A 24,613-nucleotide genomic window follows, 5' to 3' on the forward strand; every position below is an offset into this window, starting at 1 on the left:
AGCGGTTTTCGGATAGGATGCGCGTGTGCCTTGATGCGCTTACAATCGCTTCGGAAGAACAATGTTTAAACGAATTTCCCCGCCGGTTCTGCTTTTGCTTCCGGCCTTCATCATTCTCGCAGCGGTGGTTCTGTTTCCCCTTGCGCTTTCGCTTTATTCAAGCTTCACGCCGTTCCGGCTGACGCGTCCCGACAGCTTGTTCACCTTTATCGGCTTGCGCAATTATGAGCGCATCATGACCGACTGGGTGTTCTGGGCTGCATTCATTCGCACGGTGATCTTCCTCACCATTGCGCTTAATCTGGAAATGCTGCTCGGCCTTGGGCTGGCGCTGCTCATCAACAAAGCCACGCATGGCCAGCGCGTTTTGCGCACGCTGATGATGTTCCCGATGATGTTTTCGCCGGTTCTGGTCGGCTTCCAGTTCAAGTTCATGTTCAACGACAATATTGGTCTAGTGAACAATGCGCTGCAATCGCTTGGCATTACCAGTCAGGCTATTCCGTGGCTGATCGACGGCAATCTGGCACTGTTTGCTATTCTGATGGCAGAAGTCTGGATGTCGACCTCGGTATTCGCGATTCTCATTCTGGGCGGTCTTCTGTCCATGCCGCAAGACCCGGTGGAAGCAGCCCGCGTTGACGGCTGCACGCCATGGCAGACATTCCGCTATGTGATCTGGCCTTATCTGATGCCTTTTGCCTTCATAGCGATGACTATTCGTTCGCTTGATGTGGCACGCGCTTATGACATCGTGAAGATCATGACCGATGGTGGACCGGCACGGCGAACCGAGCTGATCTGGACACTGGTTGGACGCACCGCCTATTCGGATGCGCAAATGGGACTGGCCAATGCCATGGCCTATGTCGCGATCCTGCTTTCGATCATCTTCACCGTAATGTTCTTCCGCAAGCTTGCTGCCGCACGCGCGCAAATCGGAGCGGAGTGGTAATCATGGCTCACAAGACACTCAGTAACCAACAGCATCGCCTGCTGCGCCGCGTTAAGAAAGTCGCCTATCTCATCGGCCTGTTCTTAGCGATGACAATCATCTGCTTGCCGGGTCTGTGGATCGTGCTGTCCTCACTGCGACCGCCGGTCGAAATCATGGCAAAGCCGCCGGTTTGGATTCCGCAGGAAATCACGCTTGATGCTTATTATGCGATGCTTTCGGGTGCAGGCGGCGGCGGCATTCCAGTTTGGGATTATTTCCGAAACTCGCTGATTATTTCGGTCACATCCACCATTATCGCGCTGGTTGTCGGCATTTCGGGTGGCTATGCCTTTGCGCGCTTCCGCTTCTGGGGCAAGTCAACGACATTCTTAGGTCTCATGCTGACGCGCTCGGTGCCGGGCATTGCGTTGTCGCTACCGCTCTTCATGCTCTATTCGCGCATCGGCATCATCGACACGCATTTTGGTCTCATCGTCACCTACGTGGCGCTCAATGTGCCGTTTACGATCTGGCTGATCGATGGCTTTTTCCGTCAGGTGCCGAAGGATCTGGCGGAAGCAGCCCAGATTGACGGCTGCACGCGCTGGCAGGCCTTTTGGCAGGTGGAGTTTCCGCTGGCTGGTCCCGGCATTGCCACCGCAGGCATCTTCGCCTTCCTCACCTCATGGAACGAATATGCGCTGGCTTCCCAGCTTACCCGCTCGGTCAATTCCAAGACCCTTCCTGTCGGTCTTCTCGATTACACCGCTGAATTCACCATCGACTGGCGTGGCATGTGCGCGCTGGCGGTTGTGATGATTATTCCGGCGCTGACCCTCACATTCATCGTTCAGAAGCACCTTGTTGCTGGTCTGACGTTCGGCGCGGTTAAAGGTTGATATAAAATGGCTCAGCTTTCCATTAAAAATCTCGTTAAGCGTTATGGCACTGTCGAAGTGGTGCATGGCATTAATCTCGAAATCGCCGACAAGGAATTTGTAGCGCTTGTTGGCCCGTCGGGCTGTGGCAAGTCCACGACGCTGCGCATGATCGCAGGTCTTGAGAGCATCTCGGATGGTGCGCTCGAAATCGGCGGCAAGGTGGTCAATGATCTGCCGCCGCGTGATCGCAACATCTCCATGGTGTTCCAGTCCTATGCGCTTTATCCGCATATGTCGGTGCGCGAAAACATGGGTTTCTCGCTGAAAATAGCAAAGCAGCCGCAGACGGAAATTGACCGTCGCGTCAATGAAGCATCAGCCATTCTTGGGCTTGAAGCGCTGATGGAACGCCGTCCGGCACAGCTTTCGGGCGGTCAGCGTCAGCGCGTTGCCATGGGCCGCGCCATCGTGCGCAATCCGGAAGTGTTTTTGTTCGACGAACCGCTTTCTAACCTCGATGCGAAGCTGCGCACGCAGATGCGCACCGAGATCAAGAAGCTTCACGCCAAAGTGCAGTCGACAGTCGTTTATGTGACGCATGATCAGGTCGAAGCCATGACGCTGGCTGACCGTATCGTCATCATGCGTGATGGTCATATTGAGCAGGTCGGCACGCCGGACGAAGTGTTTAAGCGCCCGGATACGCAGTTTGTTGCGGGCTTTATCGGCTCACCACCGATGAATATGGCGGAAGCAACCGTGCAGGGTTCGGAACTGGTCTTTGCCAATGGTCAGCGTCTGCCGGTACCTGCACAGTTCAAGGCAAAGGTTACCGAAGGCGCTAAGGTCACATTCGGCCTACGCCCGGATGATCTTTTCCCGAAAGGTCATGGCCTTTATTCGGGTGATGCCGTGCATGAAACGGATCTCACCGTTTCCATCACCGAACCGCTCGGCAACGAAACGCTGGTCTTTGCTGAATTTGCAGGCAAGGAATGGGTTGCGCGCATGTTGAACCCGCGCAATTTGCATCCGGGCGAGGTTATTCCGATGCAGTTTGATCTGTCGCAGGCGCATCTGTTTGATGCGGCGAGCGGCAAGAGCTTGGCGGTTTAAACATGGCACGGATTGAAAAAGTTGAACTGCGCATGGCTGACCTTCCGCCGAAGGTCAAACGCACCGATGCGATCCAGAGCTTTGTCAGTCAGGAAACGCCGATTGTTACTATCACTGATAGTGATGGTGCGGTCGGTACGGGCTACAGCTACACCATTGGCACCGGCGGCTCATCCGTCATGCGGTTGTTGAGCGATCATCTGGTTCCGCTTATCTTGAATGAAGACGCTGATCGCATCGAAGCGATCTGGCGTAAGCTCGAATTTGCGACCCATGCCACAACCATTGGCGCAATAACGGCTTTGGCTCTCGCCGCCGTTGATACCGCCCTTTGGGATTTGCGTGCGAAAAAGCAGAACCTGCCGCTGTGGAAGCTTGCAGGCGGTGCCAAGGATCGTTGTCCGCTTTACACGACCGAAGGCGGCTGGCTGCATATCGAAAAAGAAGCGCTGGTCGAGGATGCTTTGCAAGCCAAAGCCAAGGGGTTTTCCGGCTCTAAGGTGAAGATCGGCAAGCCACATGGTTCGGAAGACTATGCGCGTCTTTCGGCGGTGCGTGCAGCTGTAGGCGATGGCTTTGAAATCATGACCGACTGCAATCAGGGCTTTAGCGTGGATGAAGCGATCCGTCGTGCCGAGCGCCTGAAAGAGCTTGATCTGGCATGGATTGAAGAGCCGCTTCCGGCGGATGATCTTGATGGTCATATCCGCCTGACCCGTTCCACCCCGACACCGATTGCGGTTGGTGAATCGATCTATTCCATTCGTCATTTCCGCGAATATATGCAGAAGGGCGCTTGCTCCATCGTGCAGGTGGATGTGGCGCGTATTGGCGGCATCACGCCTTGGCTGAAGGTTGCGCACACCGCAGAAGCCTTCGATATTCCGGTTTGCCCGCACTTCCTGATGGAACTGCATGTCAGCCTCACCTGTGCCGTGCAGAACGGGCGCTATGTCGAATATATTCCGCAGCTTGATGACCTGACCACCAAGGGCATGGAAATTCGTGATGGCCACGCCATTGCACCTTCCGAGCCGGGCATTGGCATTTCGTGGGATTGGGATGCCGTGCGTGCGCGCTCGGTTTCTGAATTCACCCGCGAGATCGTGAGATCATAATGGCTGAAAGAATGGGCATGGTGATCGGGCTGAAGCCTGAGAGGATCGCAGAATATAAAAAGCTGCACGCGAGCGTGTGGCCGGAAATTCTCTCACTCATTACCGACTGCAACATCACCAATTACACGATCTTTTTCAAAGAGCCTGAAAACCTGTTGTTTGGCACATGGGACTATGTCGGCACCGACTTTGAAGCCGACATGAAGAAGATGGCCGATAATCCGAAAAATCAGGAATGGTGGTCAGTCTGTATGCCATGCCAGAAGCCGCTTGAAACCCGAAAAGAGGGTGAATGGTGGGCGATGATGGAGGAGGTTTTCCATCATGACTGAAGCGTTTGATCCGAAAGCCCTGCGCCAATGGTGGCCGAAGCCGAGCTTACCGAAACCAATCGTGATTTTCGGCGCGGGCAGCATTGTCGGCGACGCGCATTTGCCAGCCTATAAGCAGGGCGGTTTTCCGGTTGCTGGCATTTTCGACCCAAATTTTGATAAGGTCAAAGAACTCGCCGACAAATGGGGCGTGAAGGCTTTTGCAAGTCTTGAGGAAGCAATTGCGGTTGAAGACGCGATCTTCGATCTGGCAACGCCGCCTTCCGCTCATGCTTCGATCCTCGCGCAATTGCCAGAAGGCGCGGCTGTTCTGATCCAGAAGCCGATGGGCAGCGATCTTGAGCGAGCTACGGAAATTCTGAAAGTTTGCCGCGCGCGTAATCTGAAAGCTGCGGTGAATTTCCAGCTGCGTTTCGCGCCGATGATGCTCGCTCTTTACGACGCCGTAGATAAGGGCTTGCTCGGCGAAGTGGTGGATTTCGACGCATGGCTGGCGCTTGCGACCCCTTGGGGTCTGTGGCCGTTCCTCAAAGGTCTGCCACGTATCGAGATAGCAATGCATTCGATCCATTATCTGGATTTCGTACGCGGTTTGCTTGGTAATCCGCAAGGTGTTCATGCCAAGACCATCGGGCATCCGAACCACGAGGTCGCCCAGACCCGCACCGCTGCAATTCTTGATTATGGCAACCGCGTGCGCTGTGCGCTGTCGATCAATCACGACCATGATTTTGGCCGTAAGTTTCAGGCTTGCGAATTCCGTATCTGCGGCACCGAGGGCGCTGCTTACGTGAAACTCGGCGTCAATCTTGACTATCCGCGTGGTGAACCGGACGAGCTCTGGATCAAGCCAAAGGGCGGAGGCGATTGGGTGCAGGTCGCACTTCAAGGCGCATGGTTTCCGGACGCATTCTTAAACCGCATGGCGCAGTTGCAGCGTTTCGCCACTGGTGAAGATGCAGAACTGATCGGCTCGGTCGAAGATGCATGGCACACGATGGCACTGGTCGAAGCCGCTTATCAGTCAAGCGCTGCGCCCGCCACGACGCTTGCTGCAAAACCGGAGTTTTGATCATGTCTGAACAGACGATCTATTTTGAAGATTACGAACTGGGCCATCAGCGCATCACCTATGGCCGCACGATCACCGAAACCGATTTCGTAGTTCATGCCGGGCATACGGGCGATTTCTTTCCGCACCACATGGATGCGGAATTTGCAAAGACCTTGCCGGGCGGTCAGCGAATTGCCCATGGCACGATGGTCTTTGCAATCGGCGTCGGCCTGACCGCCACGCTGATTAACCCTGTTGCGTTTTCTTATGGCTATGATCGCCTTCGCTTCGTGCGCCCGGTGCATATTGGCGATACGATCCGCACGCGCGTGACGATCAGCGCTAAGGAAGACGATCCGAAACGGGCAAATATGGGCCGCGTGAATGAGCGGTGCGAAGTGCTTAATCAGCGGGATGAAGTGGTGCTTGCTTGTGACCACATCCTGCTTGTTGAACGGAAGGCATGACTATGACGATACGATTTGATGGAAAAACCGCACTGATCACGGCGGCGGCTCAGGGCATTGGCCGTGCGAGTGCGCTGGCTTTTGCAGAAGCAGGCGCCAAGGTCTATGCGACCGATATCAACGAAGCAGCGCTGAAGGAACTCGAAGGCGTTTCGGGTATCATCACCCGCAAACTCAACGTGCTTGACGAAGCAGAAGTGAAGGCGCTCGTGGCCGAGATCGGTCAGATCGATATTCTGTTCAACTGCGCGGGCGTCGTCCATGGCGGTTCGATTTTGGAAATGAAGGACGAAGACCTCGACTTCGCGATCAATCTCAACATCAAGGCGATGATCCGCACCATTCAGGCCGTGCTGCCGGGTATGCTGGAGCGCAAAGACGGTGCCATCGTCAACATGGCGTCGGTCGCTTCAAGTGTGAAGGGCGTGCCGAACCGTTTTGCCTATGGCGTCACCAAGGCAGCTGTCATCGGTCTGACCAAGGCTGTTGCTGCCGATTATGTTGCCAAGGGCATCCGTTGCAACGCCATCTGCCCCGGTACGGTTGAAAGTCCTTCACTGCAGGATCGCCTGCGTGCGCAGGGCGATTATGAAGAGCAGCGTGCAGCCTTCATCGCGCGTCAGCCAATAGGCCGTATCGGCCAGCCGGAAGAAATTGCCGATCTCGCGGTCTATCTCGCGGGTGCCACTTACACGACTGGTCAGGCGTACAACATCGATGGTGGCTGGACGATTTAAGTTCGCTGCCGAAAATCCCCACAAGGAGTAAACTCATGAAATTTCTTCGCTATGGCGAAACGGGTCAGGAAAAGCCAGGCCTTCTTGATGCAGACGGCAATATCCGTGATTTGTCGGCGCATGTCAGCGATCTATCGGGTGCCGTTCTCAGCCCTGAAACCCTTGCAAAGCTTGGCTCGCTCGATGTGAATGTACTACCAAAGGTCGAAGGCAACCCACGCCTCGGCCCATGCGTTGCAGGCACTGGCAAGTTCATCTGCATCGGCCTCAACTATGCCGATCACGCAGCAGAATCCGGCATGGCTGTTCCGCCAGAGCCAGTCATTTTCATGAAAGCGACTTCGGCCATCGTTGGCCCGAACGACGATCTGCTCATCCCGCGCGGTTCTGAAAAGACCGATTGGGAAGTAGAGCTTGGCATCGTTATCGGCAAGACCGCGAAATACGTTTCGGAAGACGACGCGCTTGATTATGTCGCTGGCTACTGCACGCTGCATGACGTCTCGGAACGCGCTTTCCAGATCGAACGTGCCGGTCAGTGGACCAAAGGCAAGTCTTGCGACACATTTGGCCCAACCGGTCCATGGCTGGTGACGAAGGACGAAGTTGCCGACCCGCAAAACCTTGGCATGTGGCTCAAAGTCAACGGCGAAACCATGCAAGACGGCTCGACCAAGACCATGGTCTATGGCGTGCGTCATCTGGTTTCATACCTGTCACAGTTCATGTCTTTGCAGCCGGGCGATATCATCTCCACCGGCACGCCTCCCGGCGTTGGCATGGGCATGAAGCCACCACGCTACCTCAAGGCTGGTGACGTTGTCGAGCTCGGCATCGAAGGTCTCGGCACGCAGAAACAGAACGTGCGCGCTGACGTTTAATTCTTTTGAACATGCTCCCCGAAGCCCGTTTTTATGGGTGGGGAGCATGGTCTGATCACGGATAAATCATGACGAAAATTACTGATCTGCGCGTCTTCGATCTCCGTTTCCCGACTTCGCAAAGTCTGGACGGCTCTGACGCAATGAACCCTGACCCGGATTACTCGGCAGCCTATGTTATCCTCGATACGGATGATGAGGCGCTGAAAGGCCATGGTCTCACTTTCACCATCGGTCGCGGCAACGACATCTGCTGTCAGGCAATTCTTGCCATGCGCCATTTGGTGGTCGGCGTTGATCTCGATGTGGTGCGCGAGGCTCCGGGCAAGTTCTGGCGTCATCTGACCAGCGACAGCCAGCTGCGCTGGATCGGTCCTGAAAAGGGTGCGATGCATCTGGCAACGGGTGCCGTGGTCAATGCATTCTGGGATTTGCTGGCAAAGCAGTCCGGAAAGCCGGTCTGGCGTCTGGTGTCGGAAATGTCAGCAGAAGAAATCGCGGACATTGTCGATTATCGCTATCTGACCGATGTGTTGACCCGCGACGAAGCGGTTGAGATTCTGCGCAAGGCGGAAAGTGGGAAGGCTGAGCGTATCGCGAAGCTCGAAGCCACTGGCTATCCTTGCTACACGACTTCGGCTGGCTGGCTCGGCTATGGCGACGACAAGCTGCGTCGCCTGTGTCAGGAAGCCATTGATGAAGGCTTCAACCACATCAAGATGAAGGTTGGCCGCGATCTCGAAGACGATATTCGTCGTCTCACCATTGCGCGTGAGGTTATCGGTCCGGATCGTTATCTGATGATCGACGCCAATCAGGTCTGGGAAGTCGAGCAGGCAATCGAATGGGTCAACAAGCTTGCCTTCTCCAAGCCGTTCTTCATCGAAGAACCAACCAGCCCGGATGATGTTGCAGGTCATCGTAAAATTCGTGAAGCCATTGGCGACGTGAAGGTTGCGACGGGTGAAATGTGCCAGAACCGCATCATTTTCAAGCAGTTCATCGCAGAAGGCGCGATTGACATTGTTCAGATCGATTCATGTCGCATGGGCGGTCTGAACGAAGTGCTGGCCGTTCTATTGATTGCTGCGAAATATAACAAGCCGGTCTGGCCACATGCAGGCGGTGTTGGCCTCTGTGAATATGTGCAGCATCTGTCGATGATCGATTATGTTGCCGTGTCTGGCACCATGGACGGTCGTGTGATCGAATATGTCGATCATTTGCACGAGCATTTCATCGAGCCGTGCATCATCAAGGATGCGGCCTATATGCCGCCATCGCTGCCAGGCTTCTCGATTGAAATGAAGCCGCAGTCGATTACGGAATATACCTTCAAAGGTTAAGCGCAAAACCCCGGCTTGTTTACGCAAGCCGGGGTTTTTCTTATAAGTTCATGCGAAGCTATTCAGATAGTCAGACCCATACCAAAAGATAATTCATTTTTAAGCGCAATCTTAAGTATTGTTCCCTTACGAAGACATGGTTGCGTGGAATAACTGCGCAGATTTTTTGGGAAGAGTTCATGATGAAAAAAGCAATTTGGGTGCTTGGTGCTTCTATTCTTATGGCTGCAACGACTTCCGGTTCTGCGCAGGTCAGCGCCGAAGTTGGTGTGCTCTCCTGTGATGTGTCGGCTGGCATTGGCCTGATCATTGAGCAGAAGCAGAAGGTTAGCTGCACGCTGTCGAATGGCAATGGCCTGTCGCAGCAGTATAACGGATCGATCGATCAGTATGGTCTGGAGCTCGGTGAAACCACTGGCGGCCAGATGACCTGGACTGTTCTCGCCGCAACCACCACCATTGAGCCGGGCGCACTTGCTGGCACCTATGCTGGTGCAGAAGCGGATGCAAGCCTTGGTCTTGGCGCAGGTGTTCAGGTTCTGGTTGGTGGAACTGGTCAGGCTTTCACGCTTCAGCCGCTGGCTGTAGACACCGAAAAGGGCACTGCACTGTCAGCTGGTGTTGAAACGCTGACGCTGGAATATGTTCAGCAATAAGCCTGCATTTTCGTAAAAGACAAAAGCGCGTCAGATTAATGGCGCGCTTTTTATATAAGAGCATCCCGAAAAGTGTGAAACGGTTTTCGGAACAAGATGCGCCTAAAATGGGCTCTAAAGAAAGCGGATCATCAGCGCGCCGGTCAGCAGCAAGACAGCTCCCGCAATACGCCCGGCAGTGATTTCGCGAACAGCGATACCCATAAAGCCGATACGGTCTGCGGCAAGCCCAGCCAGCAATTGTCCGGCCACAGCAAGCCCCATCACGGCGGCGGCCCCGATGCGAGGCGTGAGCAGAACTGATGTTGTCACATAGATGCAGCCCAGCGCACCACCAGCCACAAACAACCAGCCCGCAGGCACGTTGAAGTTTGGCATAGCACCTGTTGCGCGTGCGGTTATCGCGGCAATCATTCCAAGAATGACGGCACCTGACAAAAATGAGATGGCGGCAGCCGTCACAGGTGAGCCAAGGCCACGCGCCAGCGCTGCATTGATTGGTGCCTGTATTGCGATACATGCGCCAGAAAGAATGCCGAACAGAGTCCAGATCATGAAGAATCCTCGCCAATTTATGCGGAAACTGCACGAAAATAGCCGGAACTGACACAAGATCAACCGCCGCGATTACGCGTATTGAGAGTTTCACTCAAAAGTGACGGCGTCGGTTGTCACTTCTGTTCGCCCGCGGAGATCATATTTTTGCCGCGACGCTTGGCATCATAAAGAAGAGCGTCTGCCGCATAAAGTGCTGCGGCTACATCATTGGGGGCAGCACTGAAGCTGACAAGCCCCATTGAGAAGCTAACCGGAAAACCAGCACGCGAAACAGCATCGTCCAGCAATGCTTTGATATTGTGTGCTTCTGCGAGGTCGCTGGCTTTGGTGCCGCCCAATCGCAATACGATAAACTCGTCGCCACCGGGCCGTGCGCTAATTTCATCGGGACGATTGCGCTCGGCAAGTGTTTCACCGATCAGCCGCAACAATTCATCACCCGCAGAGTGACCACGCTGATCATTGACTTGCTTAAAATGATCGACGTCGAAATAGAGAAGTGAGAATGGCAGGCCGTGATTGCGCGAAGCCATGATGGCTTTTTCGATTTCCAGCTCAATGCCGGTTCGATTGGCAATGCCGGTTAGCCCATCAACAAGAGCGAGCTTGCGCGCTTCACGCAAAACGCGGCGCATATTGAGAATTTCGACAGCCGTGCTGGCAAGGCCAGCAAGCTTGATCTTCTCTTCCGCTGTGCATTGTCTGATCTTAGTATCAAGCGCGCAAATCGCGCCAAGCGTCGATCCATCTGGCGCAATGAGTGGAGCACCGAGATAAAACCGGATACCCGGAGCTTCTTTCACAAACGGATTGGTCGCAAAGCGGTAGTCGCTCGTTGCATCTTCAATGAGAAACGGGTCAGTTCCTTCAATGGCATGCGAACAGAAAGTGTTCTCGTTTGGCACATCGCCAAACACACATCCAGCCATGCCAATGTGATGCGTGGTATGCTCGTCAACAAGTGAAACTGCAGCCATTGGCACGCCAAACGTCGACAACACGAGATTGCAGAGCGCATCCAGTGTACGGTCCTGGCCCATCTCGATCGTGTTGTAGGAAGTGAGAACAGCGAGGCGGTGTTTGTCGTGTAAAAGCATGGGCCTCATTAAGCAAATTGGATTGCTTCAATCAACTAACAAATCTGTCAGAATGAGGTGTGGTCATCCAATGCGCAATTATCAGTTGTAACAGCCTATAAGAGAGCACAGATTTTCTACAAAACCGTGAATATCATTATAATATCCATAAAGCTTAGTATTTGATTTTTATGAATGATATTCTTCAAAATTTCCAAACCTGTGTTAAAAATCTTTATTCAGTTTATGAGCGGAAAATCGTCTTGAGACGTTATATGTGACGTCAGGAAGAGGATGCGAATATATGCACATACACGATCAGAAGAATCCCTTTGTTTCCTCGAAGAATATTCTTTCTTTGGTCACAGAAAGTCCTCTCGGTGTTTGCATTACTGATGAACAAGGTCTTTTCATTTTCGTCAACAGAGCGTTTTGCAATCTTTATGGCTATGAAGCAGATGAACTGATTGGTCAGGATTTTACTATTCTGGTTCCGGATGCAAACAAGGATAAGCTTACCGCATTGCATAACAGTTTCATCAACGATTACTCGGAAGGTGATAGCAAATCCCTGACTGAGCTTCAGATGGAATGGACTGTGCTGGATCGGCATGGCAACGAGCTTTTCATCATCGCAAATGCCGTTCTGCTGCTGGGCAAAGATGGAAGCCGCAACAAGGCAACATTCGTCACTGATATTACGCAGCAGAAGATTGCCGAAGACAAATTGTTGCGCGCAAATCGAAAGCTTGAATTTCATGCAACGCGCGATGAGCTGACGGCTCTGCTCAATCGCAGAGCCGGTCTTGATCGTGTGTCAAAAGCAATTGCCTTATCGAGAGTGCGGCTTGAGCCTCTCTCGGTCGCGTTTATCGATGTGGATTACTTTAAAAGGATCAACGATCTTTACGGACATGTGGTTGGTGACGAGGTTTTGCGCGAGATTTCAGAGATGATCATCAATGGGATCAGAGAGGGCGATTCTGCCGTCCGCTATGGAGGCGAAGAGATTCTGATCATTATGCCGCGTACAAACGCACATGCAGCTTTGGCCGTGGTTGAGAGGTTGCGTGGCCAACTCGCTGAGATGCGATTGAGCAGTGAGTCTATTGAAGTTACGTTCTCAGCCGGTATTGCCGAGTATCAACGTGGGGATCGCAAGGCTTTTCTGGTGGCTGCTGATAAAGCTTTATATGCCGCAAAAAATGCCGGGCGTAATCGGTCGATGCTGAGTTAGCGGTAGGGTTTGATGCGCAGTGGAGGCAGAAAGCATAGTGCTCTCGTAGCGAGACTCAAAACCTGTAAAACATCATTGTTATTTTTGGGACGAAAGAGTGGTGCCCGGAGACGGATTTGAACCGCCGACACGCGGATTTTCAATTGATATTGTAATCTGTATTTCATTGTTAATAAAAGATATTTTTTATTATGTGCTATAATTGTGCTAGTCTGAATGGCATTGCAAGTATCACCACGCTGTACTAGGTTTTCTCCGAAATCTCCTGTGATATTGAACTTTGTTTGACCTTTCCAAGAAGTATAGTGGCTTAGGAAAATTTTAGAAACCTAATCACCCTTCTAAGTTATCCAGCTTGCAATATTCTCCTAAGTGCCACCACCACTACATTGCAATTGGTCAAACAGCAATCAACTTCATAATATCCGAGCGCACGAATCAGTGAGCGTATGGGATATAAAAATGGCAGTTTCGGATACGATAGATCGTGGCATCGAACGGCGCATCATTGCGTTCGATGAAGAGAACAGAAACGTTATCTACATAGCCCAAAACAAAAAATATCGATTGAGCGATGCAGAAGAGATTGTTCGTGCCGAGGCGTACGTGTCTCTTATCCTCGACTATGGTTACCCGGCAGGTCAGATTGCCCTTGAGTACCCGGTACCTCACCGCGTTCCAAACATCCATGCAGATATGGTTGTGTTCAAGGATGCGTCGAAGAAGTGGCCTTATATTGTCATTGAGTGCAAGCGTCAGGAAGCAAGCCAAGGCGAGTTGGATCAAGCGGTCGAGCAAGGCTTCGGTTACGCAAATTCCCTCAGTGCCGACTTCCTTTGGATGACTTCTGGCATCCGAAACGACTATTTCAAGGTATCCGGGTTCGGCGGTGCCGAGCGCATTGAGAACCGGATCGCCGATCTACCAAAGATCGGCCAGAAGGAAGCATCTCGCGCGAAATACACCAAAGGCGGCCAAGGTGGCTTTGAGCTTGAAGTGGTGGAGGAAAACGAACTCACCCGCAAGTTCAAGCAGGCTCATGATGCACTTTGGGCGGGCGGCAAGCGGAACCCATCTGAAGCTTTCGATGAGCTAGACAAGCTGATCTTCTGTAAAATCTGGGACGAACGGACAAACAGGAAGCCGGGCGAGCCTTATGATTTCCAAGTCTTTTCCGATGACAAGGGAGATGACCTTAAAAAGCGCATTCAGGCGCTCTATCACAAGGGTCGGGAGAAGGACCCCGAAGTCTTCAAAGAAGACATTCGTCTATCAAATTTTGAGCTACAAACCGTGGTCGGCTATCTCGCTGGAACGAACCTCGGAAAAACCGATCTCGACAGTAAGGGACGCGCCTTCGAAACTTTCATGACAGGCTTCTTCAGGGGAGAGTTCGGTCAATATTTCACGCCGCGTAACATCGTTAAGTTCATCGTTGACGCGTTACCCATCACGCATGATTCCGTCGTCATTGACACCTCGTGTGGCAGCGGGGGCTTCTTGCTGCACGCTCTCGACAAGGTTCGCCGTGAAGCTGATCGCATGGCCGAAGAAGGCTACTTTGAGCAGTCTTCGGTTCAGCACCATAAACATTGGCACGACTTTGCAGAGAATAATCTTTACGGTATCGAGATTTCGGAAGGTATTGCTCGCACGGCCAAAATGAACATGATCATTCATGATGACGGGCACACCAATGTCATTGCTTTCGATGGCCTCGAGTCTATCGATACCATGCGAGAGCGAACCAAGAACCAAGGTTTCAAGCCAAGCCGTTTTGATTTCATCATTACAAATCCACCTTTTGGGGCGAAAGTCAAACTTAACGAGAAACGGTATCTGGAAGACTACGACCTCGGTTGCAAGGATGTTGATTGGATCGACGCCAAGCTGAAAAACATCACCGTCAAGCAGAAGGAGGTCGGCGCGAACGACCTAATCCGACGCACTTTTCTTGAGAAGGCAAGAGATCAGCAGACGACCGAAGTTCTATTCATTGAGCAGTGTCACCGCTTCCTCAAGCCGGGGGGCTACCTTGCGATGGTCATTCCGGACAGCATTCTGACTAATTCCAGCATGCAATATGTCCGTGACTGGATCGAAGAGCATTGGCGTATTGTCAGCGTCGTTTCGTTGCCGCAATTTGCTTTTGCGGCCAACGGTGCGGGCGTGAAAAGCTCTGTCCTTTTCTTAAAGAAATTCGATGGCGCAACCACGATTGCCATTCAGCGCGCCAAGGAGAAGGCACAGGACACGATCCACGCACGTAAAGACGGTGGTAAGGCACTCGAAAACCTGATCAAGGAGAAAGCCGCAAAGCTAAAGAAGGGTGACGCCGTCATCCAGCATATCGACCAGCAACTAGTCGACAAGCTGGATGCGCTTGCGTCGCAAGGCACTTTGACACCGGAGACAAAGCGTCGCCTCAAGAGCGCAGCGGATCAGGCCAAAAAGGCGCATGAAGAGACGGAGGATTTCCAGCAATGGAGGGCCGCGACGTCCGAGGATTACAACGAACGGATCGTTACTCTGCGCGAGACACTGAATGACGAATTTTTGGCCAAGGTGAAGAACGAGGTCGCGGATTACGAGATCTTCATGGCGATCGCCGAGGACATTGGCTACGACGCCACTGGGCGCCCAACCAGCGGCAATGAACTCGACATCGTGGCCACCGAGCTGAGCCGCTTCATTCAACATATCGAGAAGGGAGCGCCGCGCCCTTTTGTCTAAGCCCCGGCTTGAATGAAGAACACTTCTTCATGGTAAGTTGGGGCAAATCGATCAGCAGAATCGATCCATCGGCATATCATCCTGATTGTGAAGCGGCCCGAGATGCTATCAGCAAAATGCCATTCGACGTTCATCCCCTTCAGACACAGGCCAAGTTCGAGAAACGTGTACCTGGAGGCCAAACATATGTTGGATTAGAGCACATTAGTTCTGGAACGGGCGTAGCCTGTGAATTTGCCGACGCGGAAAAGATGGCTGCCGGTGTTGGATTCCTTAGTGGTGACGTCCTTTTCCCCAAGCTTCGGCCCTATCTCAACAAGGTTTGGCTGGCTGACAGGGACGGAATGTGCTCATCGGAATTTCATGTTTTGACAGCCCGCACTGCATTAACGCCAGAGTTTCTTGCGATTTTTCTTCGTAGTAGCTTTATCGTCCGTCAAACCAGTCGCCTAATGACAGGTACAACACTACCGCGGCTTCAAACGGACGACATCCGGCGGCTTCTCATCCCAACGCCGCCGCAGGAGATACAGTCGAAGATATCTGCGGTTTGGAATTCCGGGCTTGCTAAAAGAGCTGCAAGCATCGCAGAAGCCGACGCGCTGTTGGTGTCGATCGACGATTATCTGCTGACTGAACTTGGCATCACCCTGCCGCCAGAGCCGGAGAACACAATCGACAAGCGCATGTTCCGCGCCGAGGCAAGTGACCTCGGCGGCTGGCGGTTTGACCCTCGGGTACACCAGTATGATTTCAACTTGGTCTCAGCTACCCACCCGAATGCCAAGCTTGGCACAATTTGCGCGATTAACCCGAAAACTGTCTTTCGTGGGCTCACCGATAAGGATGCCGTCAGCTTTGTCCCGATGGATACGATATCCGATCGACTCGGCATTATCGAAAAGCCTAAAACGCGGGTGCTGACGGAAAATGTCGGATACACCTTCTTCCGCGAGGGTGACCTGCTTTGGGCGAAGATCACCCCATGCATGGAGAATGGAAAGTCCGCCGTGGCCGAAAGCCTATGCAATGGTTTCGGTTATGGATCTACGGAGTATCACGTCTTGCGGTCGCCCGACGGATCGCTGGACATGGGATACTTGCACGCGCTCTTGCGAATGAAGCGGGTCCGCAAAGCCGCTGTTCGGTTTTTCACTGGTGCCTCGGGCCATCAGCGCGTGGATGCTGACTTCCTGCGAACATTGGAGCTCCCAGTTCCTCCCCTTGGCGTTCAGAAAAAACTAGCAGAAGAAGCGCGCTTACGCGTCGCGAAGGCGGTTCAGCTTGAAGAGGAGGCCAACGCAGAGCTTGAACAAGCCAAGAGAGACATCGAAGCGATCCTGTTGGGAGAAGCAGTATGACCACGGTTTTCAATGGCGCTTTCGCCCCCTCGATCGGCGGCTTTCTTACCGTGAGGGGATATGCCCGCCTGACTGACATCGCCCGATGTTCTTATGCAGACGAGGCTTACCAGCGCGACTTGAAGCCAGCGCATGTAGACGACATCAAAAAATTCTTCAATGCTGGTGAATACCTGTTCTTCCCTGAAATCATCCTCTCGGTCCAACTGGACGTCGATTATGAAAAGACCGGAGCCCCCCCTGCCGACCCGTTTCAACTGATCCGTGACGGCGAGCCCTTCAAGTCGAACACCAACGGGCTAGACATCAAGCCGCGCAAGATGAGGTCCGCTAGCGACCTAACGCGCTACGAGATCACTGTGCCGGACGACCAGAAGCTCTTCAAACGCATTGACGGCAACCACCGTTTGAGCGCCTTCGAGGCGTTGAGGGATGTCGAGTTCGATCGGTACGTTGCACCGTTTTGTCTGGTGTTCTTCGGCTCCGCAAAGGACGCCCGCCGCAACGAAAAGGCGCTCTTTCACAATATCAACTCCAAAGCCATGCCGCTCACTTCGGAGGAGGTCTACAAAGGGATAGTCGATGCTCCGGAGGATTTCTCCGACAGCGACCTGAGCGACCGCTTCGGGCCAGAATATTTGCAATGCCGCCTGCTCAAGGATAGGCTCGATTTTTCATACCTTTCCAACCTGAAGTGCGTATTTGGCAGGAACAAGGGTCAGGATGAATGCTCGCGTTCAGTGTTGATCCAATCTTTGCAAGATGTGCGCGGGCAGATCGACCCAAATACAACGCTCGATACGGACGCCGTTTTTGATGCGATTAGGCGCATCAACGACACCTATGGCGATAAGCGGCTGCAAGCCTCGACCGCCCAAGGGTTATTCGCCGCCTTTCTCTACTTCCAGCTATCCTCGGATCGAAGCGGGGGCACTTACGATCAGTTCACCAATTGGGCGCTGCGAACGCACCAGTACGAATTGCGTTCAATCAACGCGGCTGATCTCATCAAGATTTTTAGCAAGATCGCACAGTCTCGCAAACGCCAAGTCTTCGTATCTATGCAGTTTAGCGAAGATACAAAACCTAACTTTGTGGCGATCAAAAGTGCAATCGACGACTTAAACGTCAAACACAATCTGGATATCGCCATTCGGCCACTCCGAATAGATCAATTCGATACTGGCTTTTCCTACGTTATCAATGATGAAATCCTACGGTTGATAGAGGATTCTGGTTATCTCATCGCCGATTTAACTAAGGGTAATCCGAACGTCTATCATGAAATCGGCTACCTCATGGGATTGAACCAAGGCCACGGCTTACCTCACCAAAATTTTTTGCTGGTGCACAACAGCTCAATTGGTGATGCACAAAAGGATATCCGGTTCAACCTCGCAGGGATTAAGCAGCTTCGTTCAAGCGATACCAACGACTTGCGGGAAGCCGTCAAGCGTCAGATATCGATCTACTTCGGACTAGATGAAAAGGCAGTCGAACCATGAGCGATGCGAGAAAGAGAAGTTCCCCGCTGTGGGGTGTTCACATGGACATCAGCGTCGGCACCAAGCCGACGGATGAGGGCTTCGTCGGGATCGGCTGGCCGCAGCTCGGGGACCTTTCCAAGCTGTCAGCCAATCGAGAAGCCTTCAAAGCTGCGATCAAAGTTGCTTATACTGACGCCAAACCAGGCTCCATCCCGGTACAAGCCGGTGTGCTGTTCCGCTTCCTTCATGAAGTGAAGCCGGGCGATCTCGTTGTGTATCCGTCAAAAGTTGATCGGATGGTCAATTTGGGTGAGGTCGCAGGGCCATATCAATACCAGCCCCTAAAGAACCCGACCTACCCCAATATGTTACCGGTGAAATGGCTAAAGCATCTTCCCCGTGAAGACTTCTCGCAAGATGCGCTTTACGAAATCGGCTCGTTTATCACGCTCTTTGCCGTGAAAAACTATCGATACGAGTTCTTGGCCGCTCTCGACGGCTCTCCGTTACCAAATCCCACCGAAAACGCCACGGAAGAGCGACGCGACGATGCAACGGTATCAAAAGCTGTAGCATCACAAGCTGAGGAAACGACACAGGACTTCGTGATCCGGCAGCTGAAAACAGCCATCGACGCCTATCAGTTTGAACAGTTCGTGGCTCATCTGTTGGAATGCATGGGCTATCACGCCCGCGTTACACCTAAATCCGGCGATGGTGGCGTTGACGTGATCGCGCACAAGGATGAACTTGGTTTCGAACCTCCAGTGATAAAGGTTCAATGCAAGCAGATCACCAATCCGGTTGGTCGCCCAGAAGTGACGCAACTCTTAGGCAATGTCGAGAGCAGGGAATACGGCTTGTACGTGACGCTTGGCAGTTACACGAAAGATGCGCGGGAGTACGGTCGCTTAAAGTCCAACCTGCGCCTAGTAGATGGGGATCAGCTAGTAGGGCTGATTTTCGAACATTACCAAAATTTTGACCCTCGTTATCAAGCGTTACTACCGCTGAAGAGGATCTACGTGCCTTCTCTGGCCGAGAGTGTGTTCACATAATGCATATTTAGCATAAACTGAGAACGATGCGATGCAGTCGGCAATTTTGCCCGCATACATGTGCCATAAACCTGAGAAAATATGTATTTTTTGAGGTTCTGCGGGCGGATTTAATGCTACTGGCGTCAACATAACGGATTGTTGATGTCCATCCTAGGTAGGGCTTGAGTACAAAACGTTGGCGAAGGAAAGACTATATTGGACTGATTGTGGCTGGGTTTCTTTCATGGGCGACGCCAATAATCCACTGCGAGCTCAGCAAGTTGCAATGATCTCGCCTCCACCTGCTTGAACTTAAAAACTGACATAGAGGCCAGCTCCTGTGTAAGCATTATCGCCGATTGCTTATATACTTGCCTCTTCGCAGCGAAGGGATTGTTTGACGCACTGATGTTGAGCTCTCCAGCGAACAAGGTCAGATTGCCTATCCGAGACACTAATCGCGGATGAAGAGCGTCTACTCCGCTACCTAAATATTTGCTCCAGTCTCCATAGTCCCGTTTAGATTTAGCTGTGTTTATCTTCTGGGGAATTATATGCTCAACGTGCACGTCTTCGGCGCCCAATACCGCCAGTTCAGCGTGCTTTCCACGACCACGCATCTCAATCTGCTCGAGGCAGTACCTTGCACGATCAATGATGTTGGCAGTGAAGGTTGCAGCAGCGAACTCAAGTTTAAATTTGTCATCGGTTGGGCATGCATCTCGGTAGGCTCTCTTTGTCACAGCGAGAGGGTTCTTTGGATCTGTATCGCATAACCGAGCAAACAACCCTTCCGTCTCGTTCGCTCGCTCTCGACATATATGACGACGCAGCACAAAACTTTCCGTAAGTTGGAGAATCTGAATGAATGTTTTGTCATCAACACCTCCTAGACGGAGATGCATTAGGAACCCATAGGTCTGCGCGGACTTTATCATACGAAGATTTCGCAGATGCCGATCAATCTGTTTGTGACCTGTTTTTACTAAGACCAGCTGTCCAAATACTCTTGCGCTATCAACTATGCGTTCTAAGAAATCAACGAACGAAACCTGTTCGGTTCGCCGTTGCTGTATCTCAATATCATTGATTTCGGGTTCTATTTCGAGATCCAGATTATCCCTCGAATATTCTTCATCAGCATAGAGATGGCGATCGGGTAATGTTTTTGCCTCCCGCACCTCGTTCATGAAAAGTGACTTAAATTCACGGACAACTTGATTTGTCGTTATGCGCCGGTGAGACGATGAAATAAGAAAGTATCTAAAAAACCCGTCCGTATCAGTGCCGTCCAGATGGGAGATTAGTGTCGCCCACTTTTTTCGCGCTGTTTCCAGCGGAGCCGAACCAAATCGAGCTGCGTTGCCCAAAACAAAATTCTTGATGATGTCTGTTGGGCTTAGTTTGAGGCCGCGATTGTTAATGGTCTCGAATAGCTTGAAGGCATCTTTTGCATCATTAATGTCTAGACGAACAACCAGCGTTTGATTCTGAAGTTTGAATGCAAAAGTACCAAGCTGTTCTATGGTTTTATCGGAAAGCCAGTTCCGGATTGTCCAGAAGGCGCTAGATAGATGATAGTTTTCAAACTTATCGTAATCAATTTTATCCGCTGACGATAGGTCGCGAAACTCATCGCCATCCAGAGTATTCAGCGCGACTTTTGGTACAACTTTGCCGCCTGGAGCTTTGGCTAGCAGCAAGCGTGTTAATTCACGTAATTGCTCCTCGTCACCGGCTTGATCGAAACGTTCCCGAAGACACTCAAATAGGATGCAGATTGTCGTCAGACGTTGCTGGCCGTCAACTAACTCAAGACCATTGATCCCCGCTGTATGGTGACCTGTTAGGCAGACAATGCTTCCTAGCAAGTGAACATCAGTGTCGTCTAGGAGGTCGATATCCTCTAGAAGTTCAAAAACTTGCCGCTCTCTCCACGAATATCGGCGTTGATATGGCGGAATGATGAACTGCTCGTTTGAAGACCCAAATAACTGATCGAGCTTCAATGCAGTTGGAAGAATTTTCATAATGCAGGCCCCCAACCTACGATAGTATCGGTTTGCAACAACGATTCTTATTAATGTACCTAATCTGCTGTGGCTTGCGTTGTCCACAAGTGGATGGTGACATGTCTCGTAGGCTTTACTTTCCAATAGGCTACATACTCAGCTATCGATATCGCTGGCGATGCGAGTTAAGGGAAAATTTCGCTTATCACATTCGAATTTCACGGCCTCGTACATCTCGTATTCTTAGGACTCCAATCCGGAATCTAATAAAATACGCATTTTCTTAGGTTTATGGCTTCCTCCGCCCTAACCCATTGCATCCATTGAACAATTTTAGCGGCGTTTCCGCGCTCGCCCTTTGCATCGAATGGTAACATAACCAAAGGCATGGAAACTCTGCTTTTTGTGAGGTTGTCGTGAAACAAGCGCGTGTGCTGACGGACGCGGAATTCAAGCGGCTGCTCGCAGTGGTCGCACAATCCCGACACGCAGGGCGTAATCGGCTGGCGTTGATGCTCTCACATATGGCTGGATTGCGTGTAGGAGAGATTGCGGCCCTTATTATACAAGATGTCATCGACGGCGAGGGGAATGTCCGCGAGCAACTCCGATTGCGTGCTGAAATTACCAAGGGTGGTCATGCGAGAGTGATCTTTGTGAACGAAAAGCTGCGCCGGGAGATTGAGCGCTATTGTGGAGGGGCGCAGCATGAGCGTTTACCGGATGCGCCATTGCTTTTGACGCAAAAGCGCACTGCATTTTCTGCCAATACGCTTTGTCAGTTGATGGGCCAGCTATATCAGCAAGCTGGTCTTGATGGTGCAACGTCGCATAGCGGTCGCCGCTGGTTTATTACCCGCCTTGCACATTCCGGGGTTAGCCCGAAAGTCATCATGACATTGGCAGGTCATCGTAACCTGACGACCACGCAACGTTACATCGATGTGCGCGATGAAATGATGAAAGCCGCAGTCGACTTGCTGTAAGCGCGAAAAAGTTTGTTAAACAAATTTTTCAACTCACACCACTTCGCTTTTGGCCTTTTCAATAATGATGCGCTTGTCTTCGGAGCGTCCGACTTTGCGAAGCATGTCCGAACGGTCCAAGAGATGTTCGCTCCCTTTGCGGATGCTCATCTTCAAGTCCATGTCCTTGTATAACTCTACTATTCGCGCATTTCCCATCTTCATGCCCTCTTTTCGATTGGGGAAGTGGGATGAGCCAATGCCTAATTCTTGAAGAACCATGTTTCCGCAACGATAGACGGATGCGCCCTTGCTGATAGCCTCAATCGCGAAAAGCGTATCTTCCCCATGCATATCGAAATCCGACGGCAGCAATATTTCCGGACGCCCGCCTTTTCGGAAATTTCGAACAACGTACATGCTTCCTTTCAGATCGTATTCCGGATCGAATACATGGTTGTCTACGAATAGCTCTGGCGCTGCTTTCCAGAGCGGACCTTGGCTATTCGCTTTCTGCGGATTGATTGGATAGAAAACATCAATTGCATCATAAGCAGATGGGTTCTTGGTTATTTCCGTAAAAAAGGCTGCACCGCTATTGTATGTCGGGCCATGCATAAGAGCGGCATCATCATCCATAATAATTCCCCAATCAAAATCGCTGGCATAGAATGCTGTCAGCGACCGATTGCGGTTCAACGTGATTCCCTGCGCAGGTTCACGAATGATGCGACCGCCACCTTCTTTCACGCGTTGCAACTCGTCGGATTGGGAAATTTCCACGTCAGTCCAGTTCGAAGCTATGACATGGACCGGAATGTCTGTCATGCGTCGCCACCATTCGAGCTGCCATTCAAAGTCAAACTTTCGTTCTGCTCTATGGTGCGGGTCGTCAGGCAAATAGCTTGTAATAAATGCTCCGAACATGCCAGCGCATGAATATGGCATATGAGGGAATGCCGTATTCTTTAATCTGTCCTGTTTGATTTTCTCATAATCGTGCTTACGCATCGGCGCTACAATATTCGCCGAGAGCGATAGGTCTGTTACCTGCGTTGGTAATGACTCTAAGTCTAAATCGTCGCAGATTTGCGTGCGGTCCATTTTCACGCTTATTACGAGAGGTGTTGCACATTCAAAGCGGTCGCCGTCCACAAAACTGTGATCAATGCAAATGGCTGCGTCCTCCACATCGCTGTTCGCGACATATCCTGTGACATCATCGCCGTAAGGCAGCAACGTCGCACAGATTTGCAATGCATCTTCGATGGAGAGATCGCGATGACGTTCAAAAGTGGCGCCGGGTTTTGCGAAGGTTAGAAATGAAGTTCGAACGTTTGGCAGCTCCAGCAATTCCAAGTAAACTTCGTCACCTTCGCAAGCTAGCTGGTATCTCTTTAGCTTCGGATAAGATGTCAAACCATCAGTGTTTTGCTTATCGAACATCTTTCTGAAACGCTTTGTGTTTGCAATGAGCGATCGCATTTGTTCAATCGAACACTGAAAATGCTTGTGTCGCCGCGTAGGTTTTGACCCAGCACGAAGCGGGGCAGCCGAATTACGCGCACCAAGTGGCGCTAACGCAAATTTCAATGGTGACTTCGCGTTATTCGCCAGATGGGTGCCTGTTGCGTCGGCCTCAATTTGCCATTTGTCATCCAGTTGGAAGTCTCTGGCAAACGCTTGCGCATTTACATAGCTGAAAAGCAGTGGTCCTTTACCATCAAACTCGGAAACAGCTTGCGCCAGAGTAGCACTCGCATGGGCGAACGTGTATGCATCCGAAACCAGTTTTAAGCGTGTGATTGATTTAGCTTTTGCCTCATCAGTTTCGTTCCATATGAGGATATAGCGTTCTTCATTCTTGCTGGGCGCGCCGCAGCTGCCAGTGATCAAATCAACAGCACGGAAAAATGAAAACAGTGGTTTGTCTGCAAGCGGATGCGTTGTAATTTCTGTAAGTGCCACCAGATCAAGTAAATATTTTTCAGTTGCGGTATCGTCTGGTGTGTCGCGAACATGAACGAGGCGTGTCGTCGTACCATCATAATAGACAAGTGAGCGGAAGAAGCCGGGTTTCTCTCCATTCAGATCGAGACCCGAAAGCGCATCTGTCAGCGGTGCATCTATCAGCTGTCGCTTCGCCGTTTCCAATCTAAGTTCTTTAGAACGACCAGACTTTCCGGTCGTGCGGCGGGTAAAATGTTCGACAGCATTTTCGTAGCGGCCTGATATGCCGCCATCTTTCAGCCAATCGCTCAAATGCTCATTGATTTTCTGATCATGAGCAAAATGAAGAACCTTACTGCACTGGCTGGCCCACGCTTTTTTCGTACTCTTCGGCAAAGCAAGGCGGATGAGCGCATTGTACGGGTTCTCTCGTGAGATCTTGTTCCAAGGAAGCTCATGCACGCGGACAAATTCTTCCAATATTTCTGGTTCAGCACGAATCTGCTGGCCAAAATTAAAAATGGCTTCAAGCGCGGCAAATTGCAGGTTTTCGTTCTTCGCATCGTGGGCCTCGAAATGACCCGCCGCCTCTGCAACTTCTGCAAATTTATTTTTGTAATAGATGATGCGATCCGTATTGGATGATTTCTTAATAGATTTCGACAATTT

Annotated in this window: 21 protein-coding genes; 17 read left to right on the forward strand and 4 right to left on the reverse strand. The window is 51.6% G+C overall.

Features of this window, described 5'->3' with window-relative positions:
* Window positions 1-61: 61 nt before the first annotated feature.
* From WH356_RS06655 to WH356_RS06705, 11 genes are all read left to right on the forward strand, one after another.
* On the forward strand, window positions 62-955 hold the full coding sequence (locus WH356_RS06655; protein ID WP_339509392.1) for a carbohydrate ABC transporter permease: 894 nt from the start codon (window positions 62-64) through the stop codon (window positions 953-955).
* A gap of 2 nt (window positions 956-957) precedes the next feature.
* A complete protein-coding gene (locus WH356_RS06660) occupies window positions 958-1,836 on the forward strand; it encodes a carbohydrate ABC transporter permease (RefSeq protein ID WP_339509393.1) in 879 nt (292 codons plus the stop codon).
* A gap of 6 nt (window positions 1,837-1,842) precedes the next feature.
* The gene (locus WH356_RS06665; protein WP_339509394.1) at window positions 1,843-2,934 is read left to right on the forward strand and encodes an ABC transporter ATP-binding protein; all 1,092 of its coding nucleotides are present in this window, start codon (window positions 1,843-1,845) and stop codon (window positions 2,932-2,934) included.
* A gap of 2 nt (window positions 2,935-2,936) precedes the next feature.
* Window positions 2,937-4,052 carry a mandelate racemase/muconate lactonizing enzyme family protein gene (locus tag WH356_RS06670; RefSeq protein ID WP_339509395.1) on the forward strand — a complete coding sequence of 372 codons (1,116 nt, stop codon included), beginning with the start codon at window positions 2,937-2,939 and terminating at the stop codon, window positions 4,050-4,052.
* Window positions 4,052-4,384 carry an L-rhamnose mutarotase gene (locus WH356_RS06675; RefSeq protein ID WP_339509396.1) on the forward strand — a complete coding sequence of 111 codons (333 nt, stop codon included), beginning with the start codon at window positions 4,052-4,054 and terminating at the stop codon, window positions 4,382-4,384. The genes WH356_RS06670 and WH356_RS06675 overlap by 1 nt, the downstream gene beginning before the upstream one ends.
* Window positions 4,377-5,456 carry a Gfo/Idh/MocA family protein gene (locus WH356_RS06680; protein WP_339509397.1) on the forward strand — a complete coding sequence of 360 codons (1,080 nt, stop codon included), beginning with the start codon at window positions 4,377-4,379 and terminating at the stop codon, window positions 5,454-5,456. Before WH356_RS06675 ends, WH356_RS06680 begins: the two co-directional genes overlap by 8 nt.
* A 2-nt stretch (window positions 5,457-5,458) precedes the next feature.
* On the forward strand, window positions 5,459-5,905 hold the full coding sequence (locus tag WH356_RS06685; protein ID WP_339509398.1) for a MaoC/PaaZ C-terminal domain-containing protein: 447 nt from the start codon (window positions 5,459-5,461) through the stop codon (window positions 5,903-5,905).
* A gap of 2 nt (window positions 5,906-5,907) precedes the next feature.
* A complete protein-coding gene (locus WH356_RS06690; protein WP_339509399.1) occupies window positions 5,908-6,642 on the forward strand; it encodes an SDR family oxidoreductase in 735 nt (244 codons plus the stop codon).
* Between the two features lie 35 nt (window positions 6,643-6,677).
* Window positions 6,678-7,523 (forward strand): fumarylacetoacetate hydrolase family protein, encoded by an 846-nt coding sequence (locus tag WH356_RS06695; RefSeq protein WP_339509400.1) that lies wholly within the window; start codon window positions 6,678-6,680, stop codon window positions 7,521-7,523.
* 68 nt (window positions 7,524-7,591) lie between these two features.
* Window positions 7,592-8,869 (forward strand): L-fuconate dehydratase, encoded by a 1,278-nt coding sequence (locus WH356_RS06700; protein ID WP_339509401.1) that lies wholly within the window; start codon window positions 7,592-7,594, stop codon window positions 8,867-8,869.
* Between the two features lie 179 nt (window positions 8,870-9,048).
* Entirely contained in the window at window positions 9,049-9,525 is a 477-nt protein-coding gene (locus tag WH356_RS06705) for a DUF992 domain-containing protein (protein WP_339509402.1), read from the forward strand.
* Between the two features lie 114 nt (window positions 9,526-9,639).
* Here the strand turns inward: WH356_RS06705 and WH356_RS06710 are convergent, their stop codons facing one another.
* Window positions 9,640-10,080, reverse strand: coding sequence for a DMT family transporter (locus WH356_RS06710; protein WP_339509403.1), 441 nt, complete (start codon window positions 10,078-10,080; stop codon window positions 9,640-9,642).
* A gap of 116 nt (window positions 10,081-10,196) precedes the next feature.
* Window positions 10,197-11,180: a sensor domain-containing diguanylate cyclase gene (locus tag WH356_RS06715; protein WP_339509404.1), complete on the reverse strand. Its 984-nt coding sequence runs from the start codon at window positions 11,178-11,180 to the stop codon at window positions 10,197-10,199.
* Between the two features lie 283 nt (window positions 11,181-11,463).
* Here WH356_RS06715 and WH356_RS06720 point away from each other — a divergent pair, with 283 nt between their 5' ends.
* From WH356_RS06720 to WH356_RS06740, 5 genes are all read left to right on the forward strand, one after another.
* The gene (locus WH356_RS06720; protein WP_339509405.1) at window positions 11,464-12,396 is read left to right on the forward strand and encodes a sensor domain-containing diguanylate cyclase; all 933 of its coding nucleotides are present in this window, start codon (window positions 11,464-11,466) and stop codon (window positions 12,394-12,396) included.
* A gap of 462 nt (window positions 12,397-12,858) precedes the next feature.
* Entirely contained in the window at window positions 12,859-15,129 is a 2,271-nt protein-coding gene (locus tag WH356_RS06725) for a restriction endonuclease subunit M (RefSeq protein WP_339509406.1), read from the forward strand.
* 8 nt (window positions 15,130-15,137) lie between these two features.
* The gene (locus WH356_RS06730) at window positions 15,138-16,490 is read left to right on the forward strand and encodes a restriction endonuclease subunit S (RefSeq protein WP_339509407.1); all 1,353 of its coding nucleotides are present in this window, start codon (window positions 15,138-15,140) and stop codon (window positions 16,488-16,490) included.
* Window positions 16,487-17,995 carry a hypothetical protein gene (locus tag WH356_RS06735; RefSeq protein WP_339509408.1) on the forward strand — a complete coding sequence of 503 codons (1,509 nt, stop codon included), beginning with the start codon at window positions 16,487-16,489 and terminating at the stop codon, window positions 17,993-17,995. Before WH356_RS06730 ends, WH356_RS06735 begins: the two co-directional genes overlap by 4 nt.
* A gap of 41 nt (window positions 17,996-18,036) precedes the next feature.
* Window positions 18,037-19,035 carry a restriction endonuclease gene (locus WH356_RS06740; protein WP_339509409.1) on the forward strand — a complete coding sequence of 333 codons (999 nt, stop codon included), beginning with the start codon at window positions 18,037-18,039 and terminating at the stop codon, window positions 19,033-19,035.
* A 224-nt stretch (window positions 19,036-19,259) separates the two neighbouring features.
* Here the strand turns inward: WH356_RS06740 and WH356_RS06745 are convergent, their stop codons facing one another.
* Complete coding sequence (locus WH356_RS06745) at window positions 19,260-21,047, reverse strand: DUF262 domain-containing protein (RefSeq protein ID WP_339509410.1); 1,788 nt, start codon at window positions 21,045-21,047, stop codon at window positions 19,260-19,262.
* A gap of 398 nt (window positions 21,048-21,445) precedes the next feature.
* Between WH356_RS06745 and WH356_RS06750 the strand changes: the two genes are divergently transcribed.
* Entirely contained in the window at window positions 21,446-22,015 is a 570-nt protein-coding gene (locus tag WH356_RS06750; protein WP_339509411.1) for a tyrosine-type recombinase/integrase, read from the forward strand.
* A 33-nt stretch (window positions 22,016-22,048) separates the two neighbouring features.
* Here WH356_RS06750 and WH356_RS06755 read toward each other — a convergent pair whose 3' ends face one another.
* Window positions 22,049-24,610 (reverse strand): hypothetical protein, encoded by a 2,562-nt coding sequence (locus WH356_RS06755; RefSeq protein ID WP_339509412.1) that lies wholly within the window; start codon window positions 24,608-24,610, stop codon window positions 22,049-22,051.
* Window positions 24,611-24,613 lie beyond the last annotated feature (3 nt).

This window comes from Ochrobactrum sp. MYb379 (assembly GCF_037479515.1).
In the GTDB taxonomy this organism is placed as follows: Bacteria; Pseudomonadota; Alphaproteobacteria; order Rhizobiales; family Rhizobiaceae; genus Brucella.